Below are 23,444 nucleotides of genomic sequence, written 5' to 3'. Positions count from 1 at the left end.
GAGTTTTCCCCTTTTGCCCGCCTTGACGGTGGGGTGGGCGCATTCCTATAGTGTGCAGAAGTGGTGTGAAGTGGGTAAAAGTGGGAGTTATAGGCAGGGAAAGCCACTCAAAGGGGGAGCGCAGCCGTGTTTCGCGGAGCCAACGCCATCAGTCTCGACGCAAAGGGGCGCCTTGCGATGCCAAGTCGGTATCGTGATGAGCTCGTGTCGCGTTGTGCTGGGCAGCTCATCGTGACCATCGACGCTGTAGACCCCTGCTTGACTGTTTACCCCCTGCCTGAATGGGAACTCATCGAAGCGAAGCTTCGGGAGCTGCCCTCTCTGCGCGAGGAAACTCGCCGCCTGCAACGCCTGCTGATCGGCAATGCCGTGGACCTGGAGCTTGATAGTGCCGGTCGCTTTCTGGTTCCGCCGCGGTTGCGAGAGTACGCTCGGCTGGATAAGCGGGCGATGCTGGTCGGTCAACTGAACAAATTTCAACTGTGGGATGAGGATGCCTGGAATGCGATTTCCGAGGCGGATCTCATGGCAATTAAACAGCCTGGCGGTCTGCCGGGCGAACTACGTGACTTAATCCTGTGAGTACGATCAGCAGCTTCCGCCATATCACCGTACTGCTCGATGAGGCAGTAGAGGCTCTCGCCCTGCGTGCGGATGGCTGGTACCTGGACGGCACGTTTGGGCGTGGCGGCCATAGTCGGCTGATTCTTGAAAGGCTCGGTCCCGACGGGCGCTTGCTGGGCTTCGATAAAGACCCGCAAGCCATCGCAGCGGGTCAAGCGCTGGCGGCCGATGACGGCCGCTTTGTCATTGTGCAGCGCAGCTTTGCTGAGCTGGGGGATGAGGTCGGTGCACGCGGCTTGCAAGGGAAAGTGGACGGCGTGCTCCTAGATCTCGGCGTCTCTTCCCCTCAGTTGGATGATCCGGAGCGCGGCTTCAGCTTCCTGAACGATGGTCCGCTCGACATGCGGATGAACCCTGATCGCGGCGTCAGTGCTGCGCAGTGGATTGCCAGCGCCACTGAAGACGAAATCGCCCGGGTACTCAAGGATTACGGCGAGGAGCGGTTTGCCAGGCGTATGGCGCGTGCGGTTGTGCAGCGGCGCCAGGAGAAACCCTTCGAACGTACCGCCGATCTGGCTGCAGTGCTCAGTGCCGCCAACCCGGCCTGGGAGAAAGGCAAGAATCCGGCCACTCGTGCTTTTCAGGGGATCCGCATCTACGTCAATAACGAATTGGGGGATCTGGAGAGCGGGCTTGAGTCGGCGCTCGAGGCGCTAGCCGTGGGTGGCCGTCTGGTGGTGATCAGCTTCCACTCGCTGGAGGACCGGATCGTCAAACAGTTCATGCGCAAGCACGCCAAGGGGGAGGCGGACAAATTGCCGCGCGACCTGCCGATTCGTCTGGCCGCCTTCGAACCGCGCCTGAAGCTGCTTGGCAAGCCTCAGTACGCCTCGGAAGAAGAACTCAAGGCCAACCCACGCTCGCGAAGCGCCGTCATGCGTGTGGCGGAGAAGCTTAAGTGAGCCGTCTCTACGCCAAGCCTCTACCTGGTGGAAGCCTCCTGATGCTTCTGCTGTTCCTGGGTGTTCTGGTTTCCTCTGTAGCAGTTTCCTACAGCGCTCATTGGAATCGTCAGCTGCTCAATCAGCTGTATGCCGAGTTGAGCGTGCGCGATAAGGCGCAGGCTGAGTGGGGGCGTCTGGTGCTCGAGCAGAGTACCTGGACAGCGCACAACCGGATCGAGTCGCTGGCGAGCGAGCAGCTGAACATGCGCATTCCCGAACCAGCGGAAATTCGGATGGTGGCGCCATGATGAAGCTCGAGGGCGCACTTTATCCTTGGCGTTTCCGGGTAGTGTTGGGCCTGCTCGCCTTGATGGTCGGTGCCATCTCCTGGCGCATCGTCGATCTGCATGTGATCGATCGTGCCTTCCTGCAGGGGCAGGGTGATGCTCGCAGTGTGCGGCATATTCCGATCCCGGCGCACCGCGGCCTGATTACCGATCGCAATGGTGAACCGCTGGCGGTAAGTACGCCCGTCACGACGCTCTGGACGAACCCCAAGGACCTGATGGGCCTGCGTGATCATTGGCCAGTGATTGCCAAGGCGCTGGGGCAGGACCCCAAGATATTTGCCCAGCGCATCGAGCAGAACGCCAACCGTGAGTTCATGTACCTGGTCCGGGGCCTGACGCCCGAGCAGGGGCAGGCCATCCTTTCGCAGAAGTTGCCTGGCGTCTACAGCATTGAGGAGTTCCGCCGCTTTTACCCGGCCGGGGAGGTCACTGCTCATGTCGTCGGCTTCACCGATGTCGATGACCGGGGGCGCGAAGGTGTCGAGCTGTCTTTTGACGAGTGGCTTGCCGGTGTGCCGGGCAAGCGCCAGGTCCTCAAGGATCGCCGCGGGCGCCTGATCAAGGATGTCCAGGTCGCTCGAAATGCCAAACCTGGCAAGACGCTGGCGCTGTCCATCGACCTACGCCTGCAGTACTTGGCCCACCGCGAGCTGCGCAATGCGCTGGTGGAGAATGGTGCCAAAGCCGGTAGCCTGGTGATCGCAGACGTAAAAACGGGCGAAATCCTGGCGATGGCCAACCAGCCCACGTACAACCCGAACAATCGGCGCAATCTGCAGCCTGCAGCGATGCGTAACCGGGCCATGATCGATGTGTTCGAGCCTGGCTCCACGGTCAAGCCGTTTTCAATCAGTGCTGCCCTGGAAAGCGGACGTTGGAAGCCGGAGGACAAGGTCGATGTCTACCCGGGTACCCTGCAGATCGGCCGCTACACCATTCGTGACGTCTCGCGCAGTGAGGGTGTGTTGGACCTGACGGGAATTCTGATCAAGTCGAGCAACGTCGGTGTCAGCAAAGTCGCCTTCGATATCGGTGCTGAGTCCATCTATCGGGTCATGCAGCAAGTCGGCCTGGGGCAAGACACCGGGCTGGGCTTTCCTGGCGAGCGAGTCGGCAATCTGCCAAACCACCGCAAGTGGCCTAAGGCGGAGACTGCGACCCTGGCTTATGGCTACGGACTTTCGGTCACTGCAATCCAGCTCGCCCATGCCTACTCGGTACTCGCCAACAACGGTCGCAGCGTACCTCTTTCCCTTACCCGGGCCGACAGCCTGCCGGACGGTGTGCAGGTCATCGATGAGTCAGTGGCCAAGACCCTGCAAGGCATGCTCCAGCAGGTGGTTGAAGCCCCAGGCGGCGTATTCCGTGCTCAGGTCCCCGGATACCACGTGTCCGGCAAGAGTGGTACCGCGCGCAAGGCAAGCGTAGGTAGCAAGGGGTACACACAGAATGCTTATCGCTCGCTGTTTGCGGGCTTTGCGCCTTCCAGCAATCCACGTATCGCCATGGTGGTCGTGATCGATGAGCCGAGCAAGGCGGGCTACTTTGGCGGCCTCGTTTCGGCCCCAGTGTTCGGCAAGGTCATGGCTGGGGCTCTGCGACTAATGAATGTGGCGCCAGATAACCTGCCCACCGAGGAACAACAAACCGCCACCGCGGTTACCGGCAAAGGAGGGCGCATCTGATGCCCATGCCATTGAATCAATTACTGCCCCAGGCGCAGAGCGCTGCGCTTATTCGTGAACTAACTCTGGACAGCCGTCGCGTGCGCCCGGGCGACCTGTTTCTTGCTGTGCCTGGAGCCCAGCAGGACGGTCGCACGCATATTGCGGACGCCGTTGCCCGCGGGGCCATTGCCGTGGCCTATGAAAGTGAGGGTGCAGTCGCGATCGAAGCTGCTGGCGCTGAGCTGATTCCAGTCAAGGGCCTCGCCGGCCAGCTTTCCTCGATCGCCGGGCGGTTCTATGGCGAGCCCAGTCGCGCCCTTCGACTGGTCGGCGTCACCGGTACCAACGGCAAGACCAGTGTCAGCCAACTGCTGGCGCAGGCCCTTGACCAGTTGGGCGAGCGCTGTGGAATCGTCGGCACCCTGGGCACCGGTTTCTATGGCGAGCTGGAAAGCGGTCGGCATACCACTCCAGACCCGCTGGCCGTGCAGGCGACTTTGGCCGGGCTGAAACAGGCCGGCGCGCGTGCCGTGGCGATGGAAGTTTCTTCCCATGGCCTCGAACAGGGACGCGTTGCAGCCCTGGATTTCGACGTGGCGGTCTTTACCAACCTGTCGCGCGATCACCTGGACTACCACGGTTCGATGGAGGCCTACGCGGCGGCTAAGGCCCGCCTGTTCGCCTGGCCCGATCTGCGTGTGCGCGTGGTCAATCTGGATGACGATTTCGGTCGCCAGCTGGCCTGCGAGCAACATGAGTCGCGACTGGTCAGCTACAGCCTGGAAGATTCCGCAGCCTTCCTTTATTGCCGCGAAGCGCATTTCGATGACAACGGCGTGCGGGCACAGCTGGTCACGCCGCAAGGCGAGGGTCTGCTGCGCAGCCCGCTGCTTGGACGTTTCAACCTGAGCAACCTGATGGCTGTGGTCGGTGTGCTGCTGGCGCTGGATTATCCACTGGACGAAGTGCTGCACCTCCTGCCTTCCCTCCACGGCCCTGTCGGGCGCATGCAGCGGCTGGGTGGCGACGCCAAGCCGCTGGTCGTGGTCGACTATGCCCACACTCCCGATGCCTTGGAAAAGGTATTGCAGGCACTGCGTCCGCATGTCCGTGGGCAACTGCTCTGCCTGTTTGGATGTGGCGGGGATCGGGATCGTGGCAAGCGCCCGTTGATGGCCGAATCTGCTGAGCGTTTTGCCGACCGGGTGCTGGTGACCGATGACAATCCGCGCAGTGAAAACCCTGCGGATATCTTCGCCGACATCCGTCCGGGATTTGCCAATGTCCAGCAGGTCGAGTTCGTGCACGGCCGTGGTCAGGCCATTGCGCAGTTGATTGGCCAGGCCGGCCCCGATGATGTCGTGCTGTTGGCCGGCAAGGGGCATGAGGACTATCAGGAAATCGCTGGTGTGCGCCTGCCATTCTCCGACCTGGACGAAGCTGCCAAGGCGCTCGACGCCTGGAAGGTGCCTCATGCTTAAGCCGCTTCGCCTTTCCGAGCTGCTGGTGCCACTGAATGCTGAGCTGGTCGGGGCAGATGTCGCCTTCACCGGCGTCTCCAGCGACAGCCGAAAGATTGAGCCAGGGCAATTGTTCGTTGCCTTGGTCGGCCCTCGTTTCGATGGTCATGACTACCTGGCCGAGGTGGCTGCCAAGGGGGCGGTCGCTGCGCTGGTGCAGCGCGAGGTCGATCATGCACCGATCCCGCAACTGGTTGTGGCCGATACCCGAGAAGGGCTTGGCCAACTAGGGGCGTTCAATCGCCAAGGATTCACTGGCCGTATAGCGGCAGTGACCGGCTCCAGCGGCAAGACCACGGTCAAGGAAATGCTGGCCAGCATCCTGCGTACGCAGGGTTCAGTCCTCGCGACCCGTGGCAACCTGAACAATGACCTGGGGGTTCCGCTGACCCTGCTGGAACTGTCGTTCGAGCACGATAGTGCCGTGATCGAGCTGGGCGCTTCGCGGGTAGGGGAGATCGCCTACACAGTCGCAATGACGCGCCCTCAAGTTGCGATCATCAATAATGCAGGCACCGCCCATGTGGGGGAGTTCGGTGGGCCGGACAAGATTGTCGAAGCCAAGGGTGAGATCCTTGAGGGCCTTGCTAGCGATGGGGTTGCGATTCTGAACCGCGACGACTCTGCGTACCCGGTTTGGCACCAGCGTGCCGCAGGCCGGAAGGTCATCAGCTTCGGCCTGAATGACCCGGTAGCGGATGTGCGAGCCGAGAACCTCGATCGCGACGCACGTGGCTGCATGGCGTTCACCCTTGTTGGTCTGGCCGGTGAAGCACGCATCCAGCTCAACCTGCTGGGCGCACACAATGTCGCCAATGCCTTGGCAGCTGCTGCTGCTGCACATGCCCTAGGCGTACCGCTTGTCGGTATAAAGACGGGGCTGGAAGCGCTTCAACCGGTCAAAGGCCGCGCCGTAGCGCAATTGGTACCCAGCGGCATGCGGGTAATCGACGACAGTTACAACGCCAACCCCGCGTCGATGCTCGCCGCCGTTGATATACTCGCCGGCTTTTCTGGGCACACCGTCCTGGTGCTCGGGGATATGGGCGAGCTGGGCGAGTGGGCGGAGCAGGGCCACCGCGAGGTGGGCGAATACGCCCGTGGCAAGGTCAGCGCGCTTTATGCCGTTGGGCCGTTGATGGCGCACGCAGTGGCAGCCTTCGGCGCAAACGGCCGCCATTTCGCAGACCAGGCCAGCCTGATTCAGGCGCTGGCAAGCGAGCAGGACACCAACACCACAATTCTGATCAAAGGCTCCCGCAGCGCGGCGATGGACAAAATCGTCGCGGCACTCTGTGGGACGGGGGAGGCTCACTAATCATGCTGCTGCTGCTCGCTGAGTACCTGCAACAGTTCTATAAAGGGTTTGGAGTATTCCAGTACCTGACCCTGCGCGGGATTCTCGGCGTCCTGACGGCGCTGTCGCTGTCGCTCTGGCTCGGTCCCTGGATGATTCGCACCCTGCAGATCCGCCAAATCGGACAGGCAGTGCGTAATGACGGCCCGCAGTCACACCTCTCCAAGTCCGGTACTCCGACCATGGGCGGCGCGTTGATTCTTACCGCCATCGCCATCAGCACCCTGCTCTGGGCCGACTTGTCCAACCGCTATGTGTGGGTGGTGTTGGCGGTCACGCTGCTGTTCGGAGCCATCGGCTGGGTCGATGACTATCGCAAAGTCATCGAGAAGAACTCCCGCGGCCTCCCGAGCCGCTGGAAGTATTTCTGGCAGTCGGTTTTTGGAATCGCGGCAGCAGCTTTCCTTTATATGACTGCCAGTACGCCGGCCGAGACCACTCTTATCCTGCCGTTGATCAAGAACATCGAAATTCCCTTGGGCATCGGTTTCGTGGTGCTGACCTACTTCGTCATCGTCGGCTCCAGCAATGCGGTGAACCTGACGGATGGCCTTGATGGCCTGGCAATCATGCCCACCGTCATGGTCGGCGGTGCGCTCGGGATCTTCTGCTATCTGTCGGGCAACATCAAATTCGCCGACTACCTGTTAATTCCCTACGTTCCGGGCGCGGGCGAGCTGATCGTGTTCTGTGCCGCGCTGGTGGGGGCGGGTCTCGGTTTCCTCTGGTTCAACACTTATCCGGCTCAGGTCTTCATGGGGGACGTCGGTGCGCTGGCCCTTGGCGCCGCGCTGGGAACCATCGCCGTGATCGTGCGCCAGGAAGTGGTGCTGTTCATCATGGGCGGCGTCTTCGTGATGGAAACCCTGTCGGTGATGATCCAGGTGGCTTCCTTCAAGCTGACCGGTCGTCGCGTATTCCGCATGGCCCCTATTCACCACCACTTTGAACTGAAAGGCTGGCCCGAGCCCCGCGTCATCGTGCGCTTCTGGATCATTACGGTGATCCTGGTGCTGATCGGCCTCGCCACCCTGAAACTGAGGTAATTGCGCGTGACTTTGATCGCTTCCGACCAGTTCCGCATCGTTGTCGGCCTCGGCAAGAGCGGCATGTCCCTGGTGCGCTTCCTGGCGCGTCAGGGCGTGTCGTTTGCCGTAGCTGATACTCGGGCGAACCCGCCGGAACTGGCCACGTTGCAAAGCCAGTTCCCGCAGGTGGAGGTTCGCTGCGGTGCGCTGGACGTCGATTTTCTCTGCCGCGCCAACGAGCTCTATGTCAGTCCAGGGTTGGCGGTTGTCACGCCGGCCCTGCAAGAGGCTGCTCGGCGCGGGGTGAGGCTTTCTGGCGACATCGAACTGTTCGCTCGACACGCCAAGGCGCCCATCGTCGCGATCACGGGTTCCAACGCCAAGAGTACGGTTACCACGCTGGTGGGCGACATGGCCCGTGCGGCAGGGCGCAACGTGGCGGTAGGGGGCAATCTTGGTACCCCAGCGCTGGATCTGCTGGATGATGCGGTCGAGCTCTACGTGCTGGAGCTCTCCAGCTTCCAGTTGGAGACCACGGATTGTCTGGGCGCCGAGGTGGCTACGGTCCTCAACGTCAGTGAAGACCACATGGATCGCTATGCTGACATGCAGGCCTATCACCTCGCCAAACACCGTATCTTCCGCGGCGCTCGCCAGGTGGTGGTGAACCGCGCGGACGCGTTGTCGCGTCCCTTGGTTGCCGACCAGCTGCCGTGCTGGACCTTTGGCCTGAACAAGCCGGACTTCAAGGGTTTTGGACTGATCGAGGAGGGCGGCGAAAAGTACCTGGCTTTCCAGTTCAATCCGTTGATGCCGGTGCGTGAACTGAAGGTCCGTGGTGCCCACAACCAGTCGAATGCCTTGGCAGCATTGGCCTTGGGGCATGCCGTGGGCCTGCCCTTCGAACCGATGCTAGAAACGCTGCGCACATTCGCGGGCCTCGCTCATCGCTGCCAGTGGCTGCGCGACCGGGAGGGTGTTTCCTACTACGACGACTCCAAGGCCACCAACGTCGGAGCCGCGCTGGCGGCCATCGAAGGTCTTGGAGCGGATATTGACGGCAAACTGGTTCTGATCGCGGGCGGTGACGGTAAAGGTGCCGATTTCTCTGGTCTGCGTGCACCGATCGAGCGCTACTGCCGAGCTGTGGTGCTGCTCGGGCGAGATGCCGAACTGATTGCCGCGACACTGGACGACTCTGTGCCGCTGGTACGAGTGAAGACCCTGGAGGAGGCCGTCCAGCGTAGCGCTGAGCTTGGCGAAGCCGGTGATGCCGTGCTGCTGTCGCCGGCTTGTGCCAGCCTCGACATGTTCAAGAACTTCGAAGAGCGCGGGCGTCTGTTCGCCCAGGCCGTGGAAGGGCTCGCCTGATGCTGGCCCGACTGCTCGCCGCCCCGTCGCCGCTGCGCAACCGACGCGGCATCGATATCGACTTCCCGCTGCTGGCCGGTTGTCTGGCCCTGCTTGGGCTGGGGCTGGTGATGATCACGTCGGCCTCGTCGGAAGTCGCGGCGGCGTTGTCGGGCAACCCGCTGTATCACATGATTCGCCACTTGATTTACCTGGCGCTCGGCCTGGGTGCTTGCCTGTTGACTCTACAAGTCCCCATGGCCTTCTGGCAGCGTCACGGCGCACGGCTGATGCTGTTGGCCTTCGTCCTGCTGATCCTGGTGCTCCTGCCGGGGATCGGTCGTGAGGTAAACGGTGCCAAGCGCTGGATCGGTTTCGGGATGTTCAACGTGCAACCTTCCGAGCTCGCCAAGCTGTTCACCGTGATGTTCATCGCCGGATATCTGGTGCGCCGTCAGGATGAGGTCCGCGAAAAACTCACGGGCTTCATCAAGCCGATGCTGGTGCTTGGTCCGATCGCCGTGCTTCTGCTAGCCGAGCCGGACTTCGGGGCCACCGTGGTGCTGGTCGGCTCCTGTATCGCCATGTTGTTCCTGGGCGGGATCAACCTACTGCGCTTCATTCCCTTGGCAGCTGCAGTTCTGGCGGCCGGTGTGCTGGTAATGACCAGCCAGAGCTATCGCATGCAGCGCTTGACCAACTTCGTAGATCCCTGGGCTGACCAGTACGGTGCCGGCTACCAACTGAGTCAGGCGCTGATCGCCTTTGGTCGCGGCGAATGGTTTGGTGTTGGTCTGGGCAATAGCATCCAGAAGCAGTTCTACCTGCCTGAGGCTCATACCGACTTCGTATTCGCCGTATTGGCCGAGGAACTGGGCATGATCGGCGCGCTGGTTACCGTCGGCCTGTTCGTCTTCGTCAGCGTGCGCGCGCTCTACATCGGTCTCTGGGCGGAGAAAGCCAAGCAGTTCTTCTCCGCTTACGTGGCCTACGGCCTGGCTTTCCTGTGGATCGGCCAGGTGCTGATCAACATCGGGGTGAACGTCGGCCTGTTGCCGACCAAAGGCCTGACATTGCCCTTCCTCAGCTACGGCGGCAGTTCGCTGGTGATCTGCTGCGTCAGCCTTGGCCTGCTCCTGCGTATCGAGTGGGAGCGGCGTACCCAACTGGGCAGCGAAGAAGTCGAGTTCGTCGAGAGCGACTTCGCTGACGAGGAGGTGCGTCCATGAGGGGTAATGTACTGATCATGGCAGGTGGCACCGGTGGTCACGTGTTCCCGGCATTGGCTTGTGCCCGTGAGTTCCAGGCGCGCGGATACCAGGTCCATTGGCTGGGGACACCGCGGGGGATTGAGAACGAATTGGTGCCACAGGCAGGGTTGCCCCTGCATCTTATCAACGTCAGTGGCCTGCGTGGCAAGGGCATCAAGTCCCTGCTCAAGGCACCGTTCGAGCTGATCAAATCGCTGTTCCAGGCGCGCCGTGTCGTACGTGACCTGAACCCTGTTTGCGTGCTGGGCATGGGCGGCTACGTTACCGGGCCCGGTGGGTTGGCTGCTCGCTTGGCGGGCGTCCCATTGATCATCCACGAGCAGAATGCTGTGGCTGGCACGGCCAATCGAAGCCTGGCTCCAATTGCCAGCCGCGTTTGCGAAGCTTTCCCGGAGACCTTCGGGGCCAGCAGCAAACGGCGCACCACCGGCAACCCTGTGCGTGAAGAGCTCTTCCTGGAAACACCACGCGACAGTCTGGTGGGGCGTAAGCCGCGCTTGCTGGTGCTGGGCGGAAGCCTGGGAGCCGAGCCCCTTAACAAACTGCTGCCCGAGGCGCTGGCCAAGGTGTCGGCGGAGCTGCGTCCGCAGGTGTTCCACCAGGCTGGTCGCAAGCACAACGATATTACTGCGGAGCGTTATCGCAATGCCGCTGTCGAAGCGGAGGTCGCACCCTTCATCAAGGATATGGCGCGTGCATATGCATGGGCCGATCTGGTCATTTGCCGAGCTGGCGCTTTGACCGTCAGCGAATTGGCTGCAGCTGGCCTACCGTCGTTCCTGGTGCCTTTGCCCCACGCGATCGACGACCACCAGTCGCGCAATGCCGATTATCTGGCGAAGGAGGGCGCGGCCGTCCTACTCCCGCAACATTCCACTGACGCGGCCACGCTGGCTGCTCAGCTGACCGAGGTTTTGATGCACCCCGAAAAACTCAAGGCAATGGGCGCTACTGCTCGCCGACTGGCCAAGCCGGCCGCTACCCGTACCGTGGTCGATATCTGCCTGGAGGTGGCCCATGGTTGAGAGCCAGAAAGCCATGCCGCAGCCGGAGATGCGCCGGATTCGCCGTATCCATTTCGTCGGGATCGGCGGCGTGGGCATGTGCGGGATCGCCGAGGTGCTGCTCAACTTGGGATACCAGGTCTCTGGCTCCGATCTCAAGGCTTCGGCTGTGACCGAGCGCCTGGAAAGTTTCGGTGCACAGATCTTCATCGGCCATCGTGCCGAAAATGCCGAGCATGCCGATGTACTGGTCGTCTCCAGTGCGGTGAACAAGGCCAACCCGGAAGTGGCGGTTGCGCTGGAGCGACGTATCCCGGTCGTGCCGCGTGCAGAGATGCTCGCGGAGCTGATGCGCTACCGCCACGGTATCGCTGTTGCCGGCACCCATGGCAAGACCACTACCACCAGCCTGATCGCTTCGGTCTTCGCAGCTGGCGGCCTGGACCCGACGTTCGTCATCGGCGGTCGCCTGAACGCGGCCGGCACTAATGCCCAACTCGGCACCAGTCGTTACCTGGTGGCTGAGGCTGACGAGAGCGATGCCAGCTTCCTGCACCTGCAGCCAATGGTTGCCGTGGTCACCAACATCGACGCCGACCACATGAGCACCTACGAAGGTGACTTCAATCGGCTGAAGAAGACCTTCGTTGAGTTCCTGCACAACCTGCCGTTTTATGGGCTTGCCGTGCTCTGTGTCGACGACCCGGTCGTCCGCGAGATTCTGCCCCAGGTGGCCCGTCCGACCGTGACCTACGGCTTTGCCGAGGATGCCGACGTCCGCGCCATCAATGTCCGCCAGGAGGGCATGCGCACATTCTTCACGGTCCTGCGCAAGGATCGTGAACCGTTGGACGTTTCGGTCAACATGCCGGGCAACCATAACGTCTTGAATTCGTTGGCGACCATTGCGATCGCCACGGATGAAGGCATCAGCGATGACGCGATCCTGCAGGGCCTTTCCGGCTTTCAGGGCGTCGGCCGCCGCTTCCAGGTCTACGGCGAACTCCCGGTCGAAGGCGGCAGCGTGATGCTGGTCGACGACTATGGCCACCACCCCCGCGAGGTAGCGGCCGTGATCAAGGCTGTCCGCGGTGGCTGGCCGGAGCGTCGCCTGGTCATGGTTTACCAGCCACACCGTTACAGCCGTACCCGCGATCTCTACGACGATTTCGTGCAGGTGCTCGGCGAGTCCAACGTGCTGCTGCTGATGGAAGTGTATCCAGCTGGCGAAGAGCCCATTCCTGGCGCGGACAGCCGCCAGTTGTGCCACAGCATTCGTCAGCGCGGTCAGCTTGATCCGATCTATATCGAGCGTGGCGTCGACTTGGCACCTCTGGTCAAGCCGCTGCTCCGCCCTGGCGACATCCTGCTATGCCAAGGCGCCGGCGATATCGGCGCGCTGGCACCGCAACTGATTCAGAACCCGTTGTTTGGCGGCCAGTCTGACGATGCTGCCAAGAGGAAAGCGAAATGAGTGCGCAGCTGAAATCCAACCTTGAGCCACAGGCATTCGGCCGTGTCGCTGTGCTTTATGGCGGCAAGAGCGCTGAACGTGAGGTGTCGCTGAAGTCCGGCACCATGGTTCTGCAGGCACTGCTGGATGCGGGCGTCGATGCATTCGGTATCGACGTGGGCGACGACCTGTTGCAGCGGCTACAGGCCGAGAAGATCGATCGCGCTTTCATCATCCTGCATGGCCGTGGCGGGGAAGATGGCAGTATGCAAGGGCTGCTCGAGTGCCTGGGCATTCCCTATACCGGCAGCGGAATCCTGGCCTCTGCGCTGGCGATGGACAAACTGCGTACCAAGCAGCTGTGGCTGAGCCTGGGGTTGCCGACACCGCGTCATGCGGTGCTGGCCAGTGAGGCTGACTGCCGTGGCGCGGCCGCGGAACTTGGCTTTCCGCTGATCGTCAAGCCGGCCCACGAAGGCTCGAGCATTGGCATGGCCAAGGTGGACAACGTCGATGCGTTGATCGAGGCCTGGCGTAGCGCCGCGGTCTATGACCCACAGGTTTTGGTGGAACAGTGGATCCAGGGGCCCGAGTTCACCGTGGCGGTGCTTCGTGGCCAAGTGTTGCCGCCGATCCGCCTGGGTACTCCGCACACCTTCTATGACTACGACGCCAAGTATCTGGCCAGTGATACCCGTTACCAGATTCCCTGCGGCCTTGATGTCGAAAAGGAAGAGGAACTCAGGAACCTGACTGCGCGCGCTTGCGAAACCCTGGGCATCCAAGGCTGGGCGCGCGCCGACGTGATGCAGGATGCAGACGGTCGATTCTGGCTCCTGGAAGTGAACACCGCGCCAGGCATGACTGATCACAGCCTGGTCCCCATGGCAGCTCGCGCCGCGGGCCTGGATTACCAGGAGTTGGTCCTGGCGATCCTCGCCGACAGCGTTGAGGCAAGAGGCTGAAACCCATGAGAACTGCCACTCTCCGTCGTCAGGAACCCGTTATCGGCCGCGCGCCTGCGCGCAAGCCGGTGCCGCGTGGTGCCAGTCGGATGGTGGCCAAGGAGCCGTTGAAGGCGCGCTTGCCAAAACCTGGCTTCGCTTCGCTCCGTCGCCTGCTCTGGCCGGTGCTGTTGCTGGTGCTGGGCGTTGGTGCCTATGAGGCGGCACAGCGTCTACTGCCCTATGCGGACAGGCCCATTGCCAAGGTCAGTGTGCTGGGAGACCTGAGCTACATCAGCCAGCAGGCGGTGCATCAGCGAATCGCGCCGTACATCTCTGCGAGTTTTTTCAGCGTCGACCTGGCTGGAATGCGCCATGAGCTGGAACAGATGCCCTGGATCGCCCATGCCGAAGTTCGGCGTGTATGGCCAGACCAGGTCAGTATCCGTCTTGAAGAGCAGTTGCCCGTCGCCCGCTGGGGGGATGAGGCTTTGTTGAACAACCAGGGCCAGGCCTTCACACCTCGTGAGTTAGCCCATTACGAACAACTGCCGCAGCTCTGGGGACCCCAAAGGGCCCAGGAGCAGGTGATGCAGCAGTACCAGATGCTCAGCCAGATGCTGCGCCCGCTTGGCTTCTCCATTGCCCGGCTGGAGCTGCGTGAGCGTGGCAGCTGGTTCCTCTCGACCGGCCAGGGGGTTGAACTCCTGCTGGGACGGGATCACCTGGTGGAAAAGATGCGTCGTTTCATCTCGATCTACGAGAAAACGTTGAAAGACCAGATTGCGAACATCGAGCGCGTCGACCTGCGTTACCCCAACGGCCTGGCCGTGGCATGGCGGGCGCCGGTCGAGGCTCCTGCGGCGACTACGGTCGCCGTGCAGTGAATTGAGGAGAAGGTTAAAACCATGGCAAGCGTGCAGAGCGGCAAGATGATCGTCGGCCTGGATATCGGCACCTCCAAGGTGGTCGCGTTGGTGGGCGAGATCGCGGCCGACGGCAAACTGGAGATCGTCGGTATTGGTACCCATCCATCACGCGGCCTGAAGAAGGGCGTGGTGGTCAATATCGAGTCCACCGTGCAGTCGATCCAGCGTGCGGTGGAAGAGGCTCAGCTGATGGCGGGCTGCCGAATTCACTCGGCCTTTGTCGGCATTGCCGGCAATCACATCCGCAGCCTGAACTCCCACGGGATTGTGGCAATCCGCGACCGCGAGGTCAGTGGCGCCGATATCGATCGGGTGCTGGACGCTGCCCAGGCGGTGGCTATTCCCGCGGACCAGCGCGTACTGCACACCCTGGCACAGGACTACGTCATCGATAACCAGGAGGGCGTACGTGAGCCGCTGGGCATGTCCGGCGTGCGCCTGGAGGCCAAGGTGCATGTGGTGACCTGTGCGGTGAATGCCGCACAGAACATCGAGAAGTGCGTGCGTCGCTGTGGTCTGGAGATGGATGACATCATCCTCGAGCAGCTGGCATCGGCGTACTCGGTGCTCACCGACGATGAGAAGGAGCTGGGCGTCTGCCTGGTGGACATCGGTGGTGGCACCACGGATATCGCCATCTTCACTGAGGGCGCGATCCGTCACACCGCAGTGATTCCGATTGCCGGCGACCAGGTCACCAACGACATCGCCATGGCCCTGCGTACACCTACCCAGTACGCCGAGGAAATCAAGATCCGTTACGCCTGCGCACTGGCCAAGTTGGCCGGCGCTGGCGAGACCATCAAGGTACCCAGTGTCGGGGACCGGCCGCCACGTGAGCTATCCCGCCAGGCCTTGGCCGAAGTGGTCGAGCCCCGCTACGACGAGCTGTTCACCTTGATCCAGGCCGAGTTGCGTCGCAGTGGCTACGAGGACCTGATCCCTGCGGGCATCGTCCTCACTGGCGGCACCGCCAAGATGGAAGGCGCGGTGGAGCTGGCCGAAGAGATTTTCCACATGCCGGTGCGCCTCGGTCTGCCGCACAACGTCAAGGGGCTGGCTGACGTGGTGCGAAACCCAATCTATTCGACGGGCGTGGGCCTGCTGCTGTATGGCCTGCAGAAGCAGTCCGATGGCATGCCCGTCTCCAGCGGTAGCTTCGGCTACGGCGAGGAAGCCAAGGCTCCTGTACTGGAACGGCTCAAACGCTGGGTCCAGGGCAATTTTTAACCGCGGTACGCAGTAGGCGATAAAACTAAAAAGGAAAGGAGAGGGGATATGTTCGAACTCGTAGATAACGTTCCGCAAACAGCGGTCATCAAAGTTATCGGCGTCGGTGGCGGTGGCGGCAACGCCGTAAACCATATGGCCAAGAGCAACATCGAAGGCGTCGAGTTCATCTGCGCCAACACTGATGCTCAGGCGCTGAAGAACATTGGAGCACGTACCGTCCTGCAACTTGGCCCAGGTGTGACAAAGGGCCTGGGCGCTGGCGCCAACCCGGAAGTCGGTCGCCAGGCAGCGATCGAGGACCGTGAGCGCATCGCTGAAGTGCTGCAAGGCGCCGACATGGTCTTCATCACCACTGGCATGGGCGGTGGCACCGGAACCGGCGCTGCGCCGGTGATTGCCGAGGTGGCGAAGGACATGGGCATTCTCACCGTTGCCGTGGTGACTCGCCCGTTCCCGTTCGAAGGTCGCAAGCGCATGCAGATTGCCGATGAGGGCATCCGTTCGCTGGCCGAGAGCGTCGACTCGCTGATTACGATCCCAAACGAAAAACTGCTGACCATCCTGGGTAAGGACGCCAGCCTCCTGTCCGCTTTCGCCAAGGCGGACGATGTCCTCGCAGGCGCTGTACGCGGCATTTCCGACATCATCAAGCGTCCGGGCATGATCAACGTCGACTTTGCCGACGTTAAAACGGTGATGGGCGAAATGGGCATGGCCATGATGGGTACCGGCTGCGCCAGCGGTCCGAATCGGGCCCGTGAAGCGACCGAAGCCGCTATCCGCAATCCGCTGCTGGATGACGTCAACCTGCAGGGCGCTCGCGGCATCCTGGTCAACATTACTGCAGGTCCTGACCTGTCCCTGGGTGAGTACTCCGATGTGGGTAACATCATCGAGCAGTTCGCTTCCGAGCACGCTACCGTGAAGGTCGGCACCGTGATCGATCCGGACATGCGCGATGAGCTGCACGTGACCGTTGTCGCCACTGGTCTCGGCGCCCGTATCGAAAAACCGGTCAAGGTCGTGGACAACACGGTGCAGCCAGCTGCCACGGCGAGCGCCACCATTACCTCCCGTCCGGAGCAACCGTCGGTCAACTACCGTGACCTGGATCGCCCCACCGTGATGCGTAACCAAGCTCATGGCGGTGCAGCCACTGCAGCCAAGCTGAATACGCAGGATGACCTGGACTATCTGGACATTCCGGCATTCCTGCGACGCCAGGCTGATTGATGTACTGTATCAGGAGTATGAAGGTGATTGGTGTTCAGCAAAGGCCGGTTCTGCTATTATCGCCGGCCATTGTTGAAAACAGTTCGCAACTTGCGTACAAGCGGCCAATGCCATGATCAGACAACGCACTCTCAAGAACATCATCCGTGCCACTGGCGTAGGGCTGCATTCCGGGGAGAAGGTCTACCTGACCCTCAAGCCTGCGCCTGTGGACACTGGGATCGTGTTCCGCCGTACCGACCTCGAACCCGTGGTGGACATCCCTGCGCGTGCCGAAAATGTCGGTGAGACCACCATGTCGACCACACTGATCAACGGTGAGGTCAAGGTGGACACCGTGGAGCATCTGCTTTCGGCCATGGCAGGCCTGGGCATCGACAACGCCTACGTCGAACTCTCCGCGTCGGAAGTGCCGATCATGGACGGCAGCGCAGGTCCCTTTGTCTTCCTGATTCAATCTGCTGGCCTGCAGGAGCAGGAGGCAGCCAAGAAGTTCATCCGTATCCTGCGAGAGGTAACGGTAGAGGAGGGCGACAAGCGCGCCACCTTCGTTCCCTTCGATGGTTTCAAGGTGAGTTTCGAGATCGATTTCGATCATCCGGTGTTCCGCAATCGCACCCAAAGTGCCTGCGTGGACTTTTCCAGCACTTCCTTCGTCAAGGAAGTCAGCCGTGCACGGACTTTCGGGTTCATGCGTGACATCGAGTTCCTGCGTTCGCAGAACCTGGCACTCGGCGGCAGCGTGGAAAACGCGATCGTGGTCGATGAGAATCAAGTGCTCAACGAAGACGGCCTCCGTTACGAGGACGAGTTCGTCAAACACAAGATCCTCGATGCCATCGGCGACCTCTATCTGCTCGGCAACAGCCTGATCGGCGAATTCCGCGGCTTCAAGTCGGGGCACGCGCTGAACAATCGTCTGCTGCGCAAGCTCATCGAGCAAAAGGATGCGTGGGAAGTGGTGACCTTCGAGGATGCCAGGACTGCACCGATCTCCTACATGCGGCCGGTAGCAGCCGTTTAAGCAATACCCTCTTTCCTTACTTCAGAAGGCCACCCTTGCGGTGGCCTTTTTTTTTGTGCGCCCGGCAGGGCGCACTCACTCGGAGGTGAAAGTCCTCTACACACCCGGCAAGGGGAAGTGTTAGCCAGAGGCAAGGGTGGCGCGGGTGACTGCGCATCCGGAGGAAGCCCGAGGCAAAGCGCTGGCCTGACGAACAGGAAGCGGATAAGAGGCGACGCGTTGGGGTAAGGCAGCAAAAAAGGTCGAAGCCCGATACTTGCACGGAACGACGCGGCGTATATCCGACAGGCATAAGCGTGAAGGTGGGTGCGTGATACCCGGGGAGATCTGCACGGCTGCCCCAGGGCTACTGACGTCGCGAGGCGTGAGGAGGGTCGTGCAGAAGTCAGCAGAGGCCATAGTAGGTGCGGTCTGACCGAAGGGCCGAACATGAGTGACCGCAATTAGGACGGCAGAGACTCGATGCGGACCGATGAGACACACGTGCGTGGAACAAGCGCAGCCATGACCACGTTGCTGGGGCGGAACTCCGGCGGCGCTGCTCATGGTGTCGAGGTCTGCACGGCGGCTGCCGGGCAAACGAAAGCGGGGGCGCCATCGCTGATGGAGGCGGTGGTGGATCGAGCCAATCTGTGGCTGGCGTATCAGAAGGTGGTCGGTAACCGCGGTGCGCCGGGAGTCGATGGACTCTCGGTGGAGCAGTTTGCCGACTGGCTGAGGATGTACTGGCCGAGCATCAAGGCAGCGCTGCTGAACGGGCAGTACCTGCCGCAGGCGATACGCGCAGTGGACATCCCCAAGCCTGCGGGTGGGGTGCGGACACTGGGTATCCCGACGGTAGTGGACCGCCTGATCCAGCAGGCGCTGCTTCAGGTTCTTCAACCGATCTTCGAACCGACGTTCTCTGAGTCGAGCTACGGCTTCAGGCCGGGGCGCAGCGCCCAGCAGGCGGTTCTGGCGGCACAGCGGTACGTGCAAGAGGGCCGCCGCTGGGTGGTGGACATTGATCTGGAGAAATTCTTCGACCGGGTCAATCACGACCTTCTGATGGCGAGGATTGCGCGGCAGGTCAAGGATGTGCGGGTGCTGAAGCTGATCCGGCGGTACCTGGAAGCGGGTCTGATGCGTGATGGGCTGGTCGCGCAGCGACGCGAAGGCACGCCGCAAGGCGGGCCGCTTTCGCCGTTGCTGTCGAACATCCTGCTCACGGATTGGGATCGCGAACTTGAGCGACGAGGCCACGCCTTCTGCCGTTATGCCGATGACTGCAACATCTACGTCCGAAGCGAAACGGCAGGTGAGCAGTTGCTGAAACAGATGAAGAGGTTCCTCGCGGAGCGGCTGAAGCTGCGGATCAACGACGCCAAGAGTGCCTGTGCCAAGCCATCGACGCGCAAATTCCTGGGCTACAGCCTGACAGGTCAGCGTCAGGCGCGACTGCGCATCGCCCCGCAAAGCCTGCAAAGGTTGATGGCGCGAGTAAAGGAGCTGTTACGCCAAGGACGAGGAAGAAGCCTGCGCCATACCATCGAGACACTGAATCCGGTGCTTCGCGGTTGGATCGGCTACTTCCAGTACACGCAGACCAAGAGCGCGCTGGAGAATCTGGACGGTTGGCTGAGACGGAGGCTGCGCTGCCTGCTCTGGCGGCAAGCGAAGCACCGTCAAGGACGAACCACGATGCTGCGCCGGCAGGGGCTGCCGGAAGATCGAGCATGGCGCTCGGCCCACAACGGGCAAGGTCCGTGGTGGAACTCGGGCGCATCACACATGAATGTGGCCTTCCCGAAACGCTTCTTCGGTGCCCTGGGCTTGATCTCGCTGCTGGATAGCCAGCAGCGCCTTCAGTGTCACCCATGAACCGCCGTATGCGGAACCGCACGTACGGTGGTGTGAGAGGGCGGCGGGAGTAATCCCGCTCCCTACTCTATAAGTCTGCTTCGACTCTGCTGGAAACCGGGCGGGTCTCAGCAACTGCTCGGCTATGAGGGGCTAACCATGGGATTTGCCGTGGCGAGCCAGTCGCTCGAGGGCTGCCCTGAGACGGGGGTCGCTGACTGTCTCGGCGGTCGCCTGGAGGCTCTCTGCCGCAGTCGGGGAAAGCCTGCTCTCGGCGGCGGGTTTGGCGCTACCGCCAGTAGTCGGCTGCACCTTGAAGATGATTTTTGACAGGCCGGCAAAGTCTTCGAATGCCTTCAGTTGTCGTAGCAGGCGAGCCTGCTGGTAGCGCAGGCGGGTGGCCCAGTGACCATCGGTCACGATGAGCAGCAGACGGCCTTCGCGCCAGGACGCGACGTGACAATGCTCACGGGCGGCGGGTTGCAGTTGGCTGGCGACCAACTGTTGCAGGTGGTCGATTCGCTGGGCCTCGGTGAACAGGGCCCGCAGCGGCTTTTCCTCGCGTAGCAGGGCCGCGGGTGACCGGGCCGGCAAAGGGCGAAAGGACATGGCAGGAGGCCTGATCAAAGTAAGAGTCGTCATGTTAGCAGAAGCGGGACTTGGGCATTGCGCCCAGAGCCCGTAGGGCCTGGTGGAGTTACTCGACGTCTGGGTGGGTTGCCGCAGTCCGAAACGAACCTGTCCTACGGCGACGTCAAGCCACTCCTCGGACACTATGGGGACCCCCCCGCTTTCCTCGCCAACGATTCCGGGTAGAATGCCCCCTTCGCAAGCAGCCATGACGGCTGCACGGGCGACTCCAGGCCGCCCTCCATCCTAATGTGTGGAAGATCCTGTCTATATGTTTGCGCCATTGTTGAAGAAACTCTTTGGAAGCAAGAACGAGCGCGAAGTGAAGCGCATGGCCAAGGCTGTCCAGGCCGTCAACGCGTTCGAAGAACGGATGGTGGCCCTGAGCGATGAGCAGCTACGTGCCAAGACCGAAGAGTTCAAGGCGCGTTTGGCAAAAGGCGAGACGCTCGACCAATTGCTCCCCGAGGCCTTTGCGGTCGCCCGTGAGGCGGGCAAGCGAGTCATGGGCATGCGCCACTTCGACGTGCAGCTGATCGGCGGCATGACCCTGCACGAGGGCAAGATCGCCGAGATGCGTACCGGTGAGGGCAAGACCCTGGTGGCAACCCTGGCCGTCTACCTCAATGCACTGTCCGGCAAAGGGGTGCACGTGGTGACCGTCAACGACTACCTGGCGCGTCGCGATGCCAACTGGATGCGTCCTCTGTACGAATTCCTTGGTCTCAGCGTAGGCGTGGTCACGCCCTTCCAGCCTCCGGAAGAAAAACGCGCGGCATATGCTGCTGACATCACCTACGGCACCAACAACGAGTTCGGCTTCGACTACTTGCGTGACAACATGGCCTTCAGCCTGGAGGACAAGTTCCAGCGCGAGCTGAACTTTGCGGTCATCGACGAAGTCGACTCGATTCTCATCGACGAAGCCCGCACCCCGCTGATCATCTCCGGCCAGGCGGAAGACAGCTCCAAGCTCTACACCCAGATCAACCTGCTCATCCCGCGCCTCAAGCAGCACATCGAGGAAGAGGAGGGCAAGGTCACCCAGGAAGGTCATTACTCGGTCGACGAGAAGACCCGCCAGGTCGAGTTGAACGAACTGGGCCACCAGTTCATTGAGGACATGCTCACCCAGGCCGGCCTGCTGGCCGAGGGCGAGAGCCTTTATTCCGCGCACAACCTGAGCCTGCTGACCCACGTCTACGCTGCGCTGCGAGCTCACACCCTGTTCCACCGTAACGTGGAATACATCGTGCAGAACGAGCAGGTCCTGCTGATCGACGAGCACACCGGCCGTACCATGCCAGGTCGCCGCTTGTCCGAAGGCCTGCACCAGGCGATCGAAGCCAAGGAACATCTGCCGATCCAGGCCGAGAGCCAGACGCTGGCTTCGACGACTTTCCAGAACTACTTCCGTCTCTACAAGAAGCTTTCGGGCATGACCGGCACCGCCGATACCGAAGCCTTCGAGTTCCGCCAGATCTATGGTCTGGACGTGGTAGTCATCCCGACGCACCGTCCGGTCGCACGTAAAGACTTCAACGATTTGGTTTACCTGACCCAGGAAGAGAAGTTCGCCGCGATCATTGCTGATATCAAGGAATGCCAAGCCAGTGGTCGTCCCGTGCTGGTGGGCACCGCCTCGATCGAGAGCTCCGAGTACGTCTCGCAACTGCTGATCAAGGCAGGTATCGAGCACAAGGTGCTCAACGCGAAGTACCACGAGAAAGAAGCCGAGATCATTGCTCAGGCGGGGCGCCCGGGGCACGTGACCATCGCTACCAACATGGCGGGTCGTGGTACCGACATTCTCCTGGGTGGTAACTGGGAAGCAGAAGTCGCGGCCCTGGAAGCTCCGACGGATGAACAGGTTGCCCAGATCAAGGCGGAGTGGCAGAAGCGCCACCAGCAGGTGATCGAGGCCGGCGGCCTGCATGTGGTTGCTTCCGAGCGTCACGAGTCCCGTCGTATCGACAACCAGTTGCGTGGTCGTGCAGGTCGCCAGGGTGACCCGGGCTCCAGCCGTTTCTACCTGTCGCTGGAAGACAACCTGATGCGTATTTTCGCCTCCGACCGGGTGAAGAACTTCATGAAGGCACTGGGCATGCAGCCTGGTGAAGCTATCGAGCATCGCATGGTGACCAACGCCATCGAGAAGGCCCAGCGCAAGGTCGAAGGGCGCAACTTCGATATTCGTAAGCAGCTTCTCGAATACGACGACGTCGCCAACGAACAGCGCAAAGTGATCTATCACATGCGTAACAGCCTACTGGCCTCCGACGACATCGGCGACACCATTGCCGAGTTCCGCGAGGAAGTGCTGAACAGCACCATTGACTCGCACATTCCGCCGCAATCCATGCCTGAACAGTGGGACGTGGCCGGCCTGGAAGCTGCACTTGCCAGCGATTTCGGCCTGCGTCTGCCGATTCAGCAGTGGCTGGACGAAGACGACAAGCTGTACGAGGAAACCTTGCGCGCCAAGATCCTCGAGCAACTGCTGGCCGCCTACAACGAGAAGGAAGAGCTGGCGGGGGCCGAAGCCTTGCGTGCCTTCGAGAAGCAGATGCTGCTGCGTGTACTCGACGACCTATGGAAGGACCACCTGTCCACCATGGATCACCTGCGTCATGGCATTCACCTGCGTGGCTATGCGCAGAAGAACCCGAAGCAGGAGTACAAGCGCGAGTCCTTCACCCTGTTCCAGGATCTGCTCGATTCCATCAAGCGCGACACCATCCGTGTCCTGTCCCACGTCCAGGTGCGCCGCGAGGATCCGGTCGAGGAGGAGGCGCGTCTGCGTCGCGAGGCCGAAGAACTTGCCCGTCGCATGCAGTTCCAGCACGCCGCAGCCCCTGGGCTGGAGGAGCCTGCGCTTGCAGAAGAGGACGGTGATGTGGCGGTCGCTGCTGCGCCGGTGCGCAGTGAGCCCAAGGTGGGACGCAATGAACCCTGCCCCTGTGGCTCGGGCAAGAAATACAAGCACTGCCACGGCCAGATCAGCTAAGGCACTGCTGTAATACTCCACGCCGCGACCGGCCCAGCCGCTCGCGGCGTTTTTCCTGACTCTGGTAGCCGCTGCGCCAGCGCACCGGCTCCTCCGA

Annotated in this window: 19 protein-coding genes; 18 read left to right on the top strand and 1 reads right to left on the bottom strand. The window is 61.6% G+C overall.

Going from position 1 to position 23,444, the window contains the following annotated elements; translation table 11 throughout:
- Positions 1 to 126: 126 nt before the first annotated feature.
- The 17 genes from mraZ (at position 127) to ltrA (ending at position 19,731) form a co-directional block, all read left to right on the top strand.
- The gene (gene mraZ / locus OXH74_RS03380) at positions 127 to 582 is read left to right on the top strand and encodes a division/cell wall cluster transcriptional repressor MraZ (RefSeq protein ID WP_215372851.1); all 456 of its coding nucleotides are present in this window, start codon (positions 127 to 129) and stop codon (positions 580 to 582) included.
- Positions 579 to 1,526 (top strand): 16S rRNA (cytosine(1402)-N(4))-methyltransferase RsmH, encoded by a 948-nt coding sequence (rsmH, locus tag OXH74_RS03375; protein ID WP_375740082.1) that lies wholly within the window; start codon positions 579 to 581, stop codon positions 1,524 to 1,526. The genes mraZ and rsmH overlap by 4 nt, the downstream gene beginning before the upstream one ends.
- Complete coding sequence (gene ftsL, locus OXH74_RS03370) at positions 1,523 to 1,816, top strand: cell division protein FtsL (RefSeq protein ID WP_215372849.1); 294 nt, start codon at positions 1,523 to 1,525, stop codon at positions 1,814 to 1,816. The genes rsmH and ftsL overlap by 4 nt, the downstream gene beginning before the upstream one ends.
- Positions 1,813 to 3,543, top strand: a complete 1,731-nt coding sequence (locus OXH74_RS03365; protein ID WP_375740081.1) for a peptidoglycan D,D-transpeptidase FtsI family protein — start codon at positions 1,813 to 1,815, stop codon at positions 3,541 to 3,543. The genes ftsL and OXH74_RS03365 overlap by 4 nt, the downstream gene beginning before the upstream one ends.
- Complete coding sequence (locus OXH74_RS03360) at positions 3,543 to 5,006, top strand: UDP-N-acetylmuramoyl-L-alanyl-D-glutamate--2,6-diaminopimelate ligase (protein ID WP_375740080.1); 1,464 nt, start codon at positions 3,543 to 3,545, stop codon at positions 5,004 to 5,006. Before OXH74_RS03365 ends, OXH74_RS03360 begins: the two co-directional genes overlap by 1 nt.
- Positions 4,999 to 6,363 (top strand): UDP-N-acetylmuramoyl-tripeptide--D-alanyl-D-alanine ligase, encoded by a 1,365-nt coding sequence (murF, locus tag OXH74_RS03355; RefSeq protein ID WP_375740079.1) that lies wholly within the window; start codon positions 4,999 to 5,001, stop codon positions 6,361 to 6,363. Before OXH74_RS03360 ends, murF begins: the two co-directional genes overlap by 8 nt.
- 2 nt (positions 6,364 to 6,365) lie before the next feature.
- Positions 6,366 to 7,448 carry a phospho-N-acetylmuramoyl-pentapeptide-transferase gene (gene mraY, locus OXH74_RS03350; protein WP_215372846.1) on the top strand — a complete coding sequence of 361 codons (1,083 nt, stop codon included), beginning with the start codon at positions 6,366 to 6,368 and terminating at the stop codon, positions 7,446 to 7,448.
- Between the two features lie 6 nt (positions 7,449 to 7,454).
- Positions 7,455 to 8,801: a UDP-N-acetylmuramoyl-L-alanine--D-glutamate ligase gene (gene murD, locus OXH74_RS03345; RefSeq protein ID WP_375740078.1), complete on the top strand. Its 1,347-nt coding sequence runs from the start codon at positions 7,455 to 7,457 to the stop codon at positions 8,799 to 8,801.
- A complete protein-coding gene (ftsW, locus tag OXH74_RS03340; protein ID WP_375740077.1) occupies positions 8,801 to 10,009 on the top strand; it encodes a putative lipid II flippase FtsW in 1,209 nt (402 codons plus the stop codon). Before murD ends, ftsW begins: the two co-directional genes overlap by 1 nt.
- Positions 10,006 to 11,076 carry an undecaprenyldiphospho-muramoylpentapeptide beta-N-acetylglucosaminyltransferase gene (gene murG, locus OXH74_RS03335; protein WP_375740076.1) on the top strand — a complete coding sequence of 357 codons (1,071 nt, stop codon included), beginning with the start codon at positions 10,006 to 10,008 and terminating at the stop codon, positions 11,074 to 11,076. The genes ftsW and murG overlap by 4 nt, the downstream gene beginning before the upstream one ends.
- Positions 11,069 to 12,529: a UDP-N-acetylmuramate--L-alanine ligase gene (gene murC / locus OXH74_RS03330; RefSeq protein WP_375740075.1), complete on the top strand. Its 1,461-nt coding sequence runs from the start codon at positions 11,069 to 11,071 to the stop codon at positions 12,527 to 12,529. The genes murG and murC overlap by 8 nt, the downstream gene beginning before the upstream one ends.
- Positions 12,526 to 13,473, top strand: a complete 948-nt coding sequence (locus tag OXH74_RS03325; protein WP_375740074.1) for a D-alanine--D-alanine ligase — start codon at positions 12,526 to 12,528, stop codon at positions 13,471 to 13,473. Before murC ends, OXH74_RS03325 begins: the two co-directional genes overlap by 4 nt.
- Before the next feature lie 5 nt (positions 13,474 to 13,478).
- The gene (locus tag OXH74_RS03320; RefSeq protein ID WP_215372840.1) at positions 13,479 to 14,339 is read left to right on the top strand and encodes a cell division protein FtsQ/DivIB; all 861 of its coding nucleotides are present in this window, start codon (positions 13,479 to 13,481) and stop codon (positions 14,337 to 14,339) included.
- Positions 14,340 to 14,360: 21 nt separating this feature from the next.
- Positions 14,361 to 15,611 (top strand): cell division protein FtsA, encoded by a 1,251-nt coding sequence (ftsA, locus tag OXH74_RS03315; RefSeq protein WP_375740073.1) that lies wholly within the window; start codon positions 14,361 to 14,363, stop codon positions 15,609 to 15,611.
- Between the two features lie 48 nt (positions 15,612 to 15,659).
- The gene (gene ftsZ, locus OXH74_RS03310; protein ID WP_375740072.1) at positions 15,660 to 16,847 is read left to right on the top strand and encodes a cell division protein FtsZ; all 1,188 of its coding nucleotides are present in this window, start codon (positions 15,660 to 15,662) and stop codon (positions 16,845 to 16,847) included.
- Between the two features lie 112 nt (positions 16,848 to 16,959).
- A complete protein-coding gene (gene lpxC, locus OXH74_RS03305; protein WP_215372837.1) occupies positions 16,960 to 17,871 on the top strand; it encodes a UDP-3-O-acyl-N-acetylglucosamine deacetylase in 912 nt (303 codons plus the stop codon).
- A 504-nt stretch (positions 17,872 to 18,375) separates the two neighbouring features.
- Positions 18,376 to 19,731, top strand: coding sequence for a group II intron reverse transcriptase/maturase (gene ltrA, locus OXH74_RS03300; protein ID WP_375741599.1), 1,356 nt, complete (start codon positions 18,376 to 18,378; stop codon positions 19,729 to 19,731).
- 132 nt (positions 19,732 to 19,863) lie between these two features.
- On the opposite strand, the gene OXH74_RS03295 is transcribed toward ltrA, so the two are convergent.
- Positions 19,864 to 20,319 carry a DUF721 domain-containing protein gene (locus OXH74_RS03295; RefSeq protein WP_375740071.1) on the bottom strand — a complete coding sequence of 152 codons (456 nt, stop codon included), beginning with the start codon at positions 20,317 to 20,319 and terminating at the stop codon, positions 19,864 to 19,866.
- Between the two features lie 292 nt (positions 20,320 to 20,611).
- On the opposite strand from OXH74_RS03295, the gene secA reads away from it, so the two are divergent.
- Positions 20,612 to 23,347 (top strand): preprotein translocase subunit SecA, encoded by a 2,736-nt coding sequence (secA, locus tag OXH74_RS03290; protein WP_375740070.1) that lies wholly within the window; start codon positions 20,612 to 20,614, stop codon positions 23,345 to 23,347.
- The last annotated feature ends 97 nt before the right edge of the window (positions 23,348 to 23,444 follow it).

It is taken from the genome of Metapseudomonas boanensis (genome assembly GCF_042232855.1).
GTDB lineage: Bacteria > Pseudomonadota > Gammaproteobacteria > Pseudomonadales > Pseudomonadaceae > Metapseudomonas > Metapseudomonas boanensis.
Note: the sequence above shows the minus strand (reverse complement) of the source record. Positions and strands in the feature narration are given on the sequence as shown.

Excerpts from the sequence above, each read along its gene's own strand:
- OXH74_RS03325 (WP_375740074.1), top strand. The coding sequence starts at position 12,526 with ATGAGTGCGCAGCTGAAATCCAACCTTGAGCCACAGGCATTCGGCCGT.
- ftsZ (WP_375740072.1), top strand. The coding sequence starts at position 15,660 with ATGTTCGAACTCGTAGATAACGTTCCGCAAACAGCGGTCATCAAAGTT.
- OXH74_RS03295 (WP_375740071.1), bottom strand. The coding sequence starts at position 20,319 with ATGTCCTTTCGCCCTTTGCCGGCCCGGTCACCCGCGGCCCTGCTACGC.
- mraY (WP_215372846.1), top strand. The coding sequence starts at position 6,366 with ATGCTGCTGCTGCTCGCTGAGTACCTGCAACAGTTCTATAAAGGGTTT.
- lpxC (WP_215372837.1), top strand. The coding sequence starts at position 16,960 with ATGATCAGACAACGCACTCTCAAGAACATCATCCGTGCCACTGGCGTA.
- murC (WP_375740075.1), top strand. The coding sequence starts at position 11,069 with ATGGTTGAGAGCCAGAAAGCCATGCCGCAGCCGGAGATGCGCCGGATT.
- murF (WP_375740079.1), top strand. The coding sequence starts at position 4,999 with ATGCTTAAGCCGCTTCGCCTTTCCGAGCTGCTGGTGCCACTGAATGCT.
- ltrA (WP_375741599.1), top strand. The coding sequence starts at position 18,376 with ATGACCACGTTGCTGGGGCGGAACTCCGGCGGCGCTGCTCATGGTGTC.
- ftsA (WP_375740073.1), top strand. The coding sequence starts at position 14,361 with ATGGCAAGCGTGCAGAGCGGCAAGATGATCGTCGGCCTGGATATCGGC.
- secA (WP_375740070.1), top strand. The coding sequence starts at position 20,612 with ATGTTTGCGCCATTGTTGAAGAAACTCTTTGGAAGCAAGAACGAGCGC.
- murG (WP_375740076.1), top strand. The coding sequence starts at position 10,006 with ATGAGGGGTAATGTACTGATCATGGCAGGTGGCACCGGTGGTCACGTG.
- OXH74_RS03320 (WP_215372840.1), top strand. The coding sequence starts at position 13,479 with ATGAGAACTGCCACTCTCCGTCGTCAGGAACCCGTTATCGGCCGCGCG.
- OXH74_RS03360 (WP_375740080.1), top strand. The coding sequence starts at position 3,543 with ATGCCCATGCCATTGAATCAATTACTGCCCCAGGCGCAGAGCGCTGCG.
- ftsW (WP_375740077.1), top strand. The coding sequence starts at position 8,801 with ATGCTGGCCCGACTGCTCGCCGCCCCGTCGCCGCTGCGCAACCGACGC.
- OXH74_RS03365 (WP_375740081.1), top strand. The coding sequence starts at position 1,813 with ATGATGAAGCTCGAGGGCGCACTTTATCCTTGGCGTTTCCGGGTAGTG.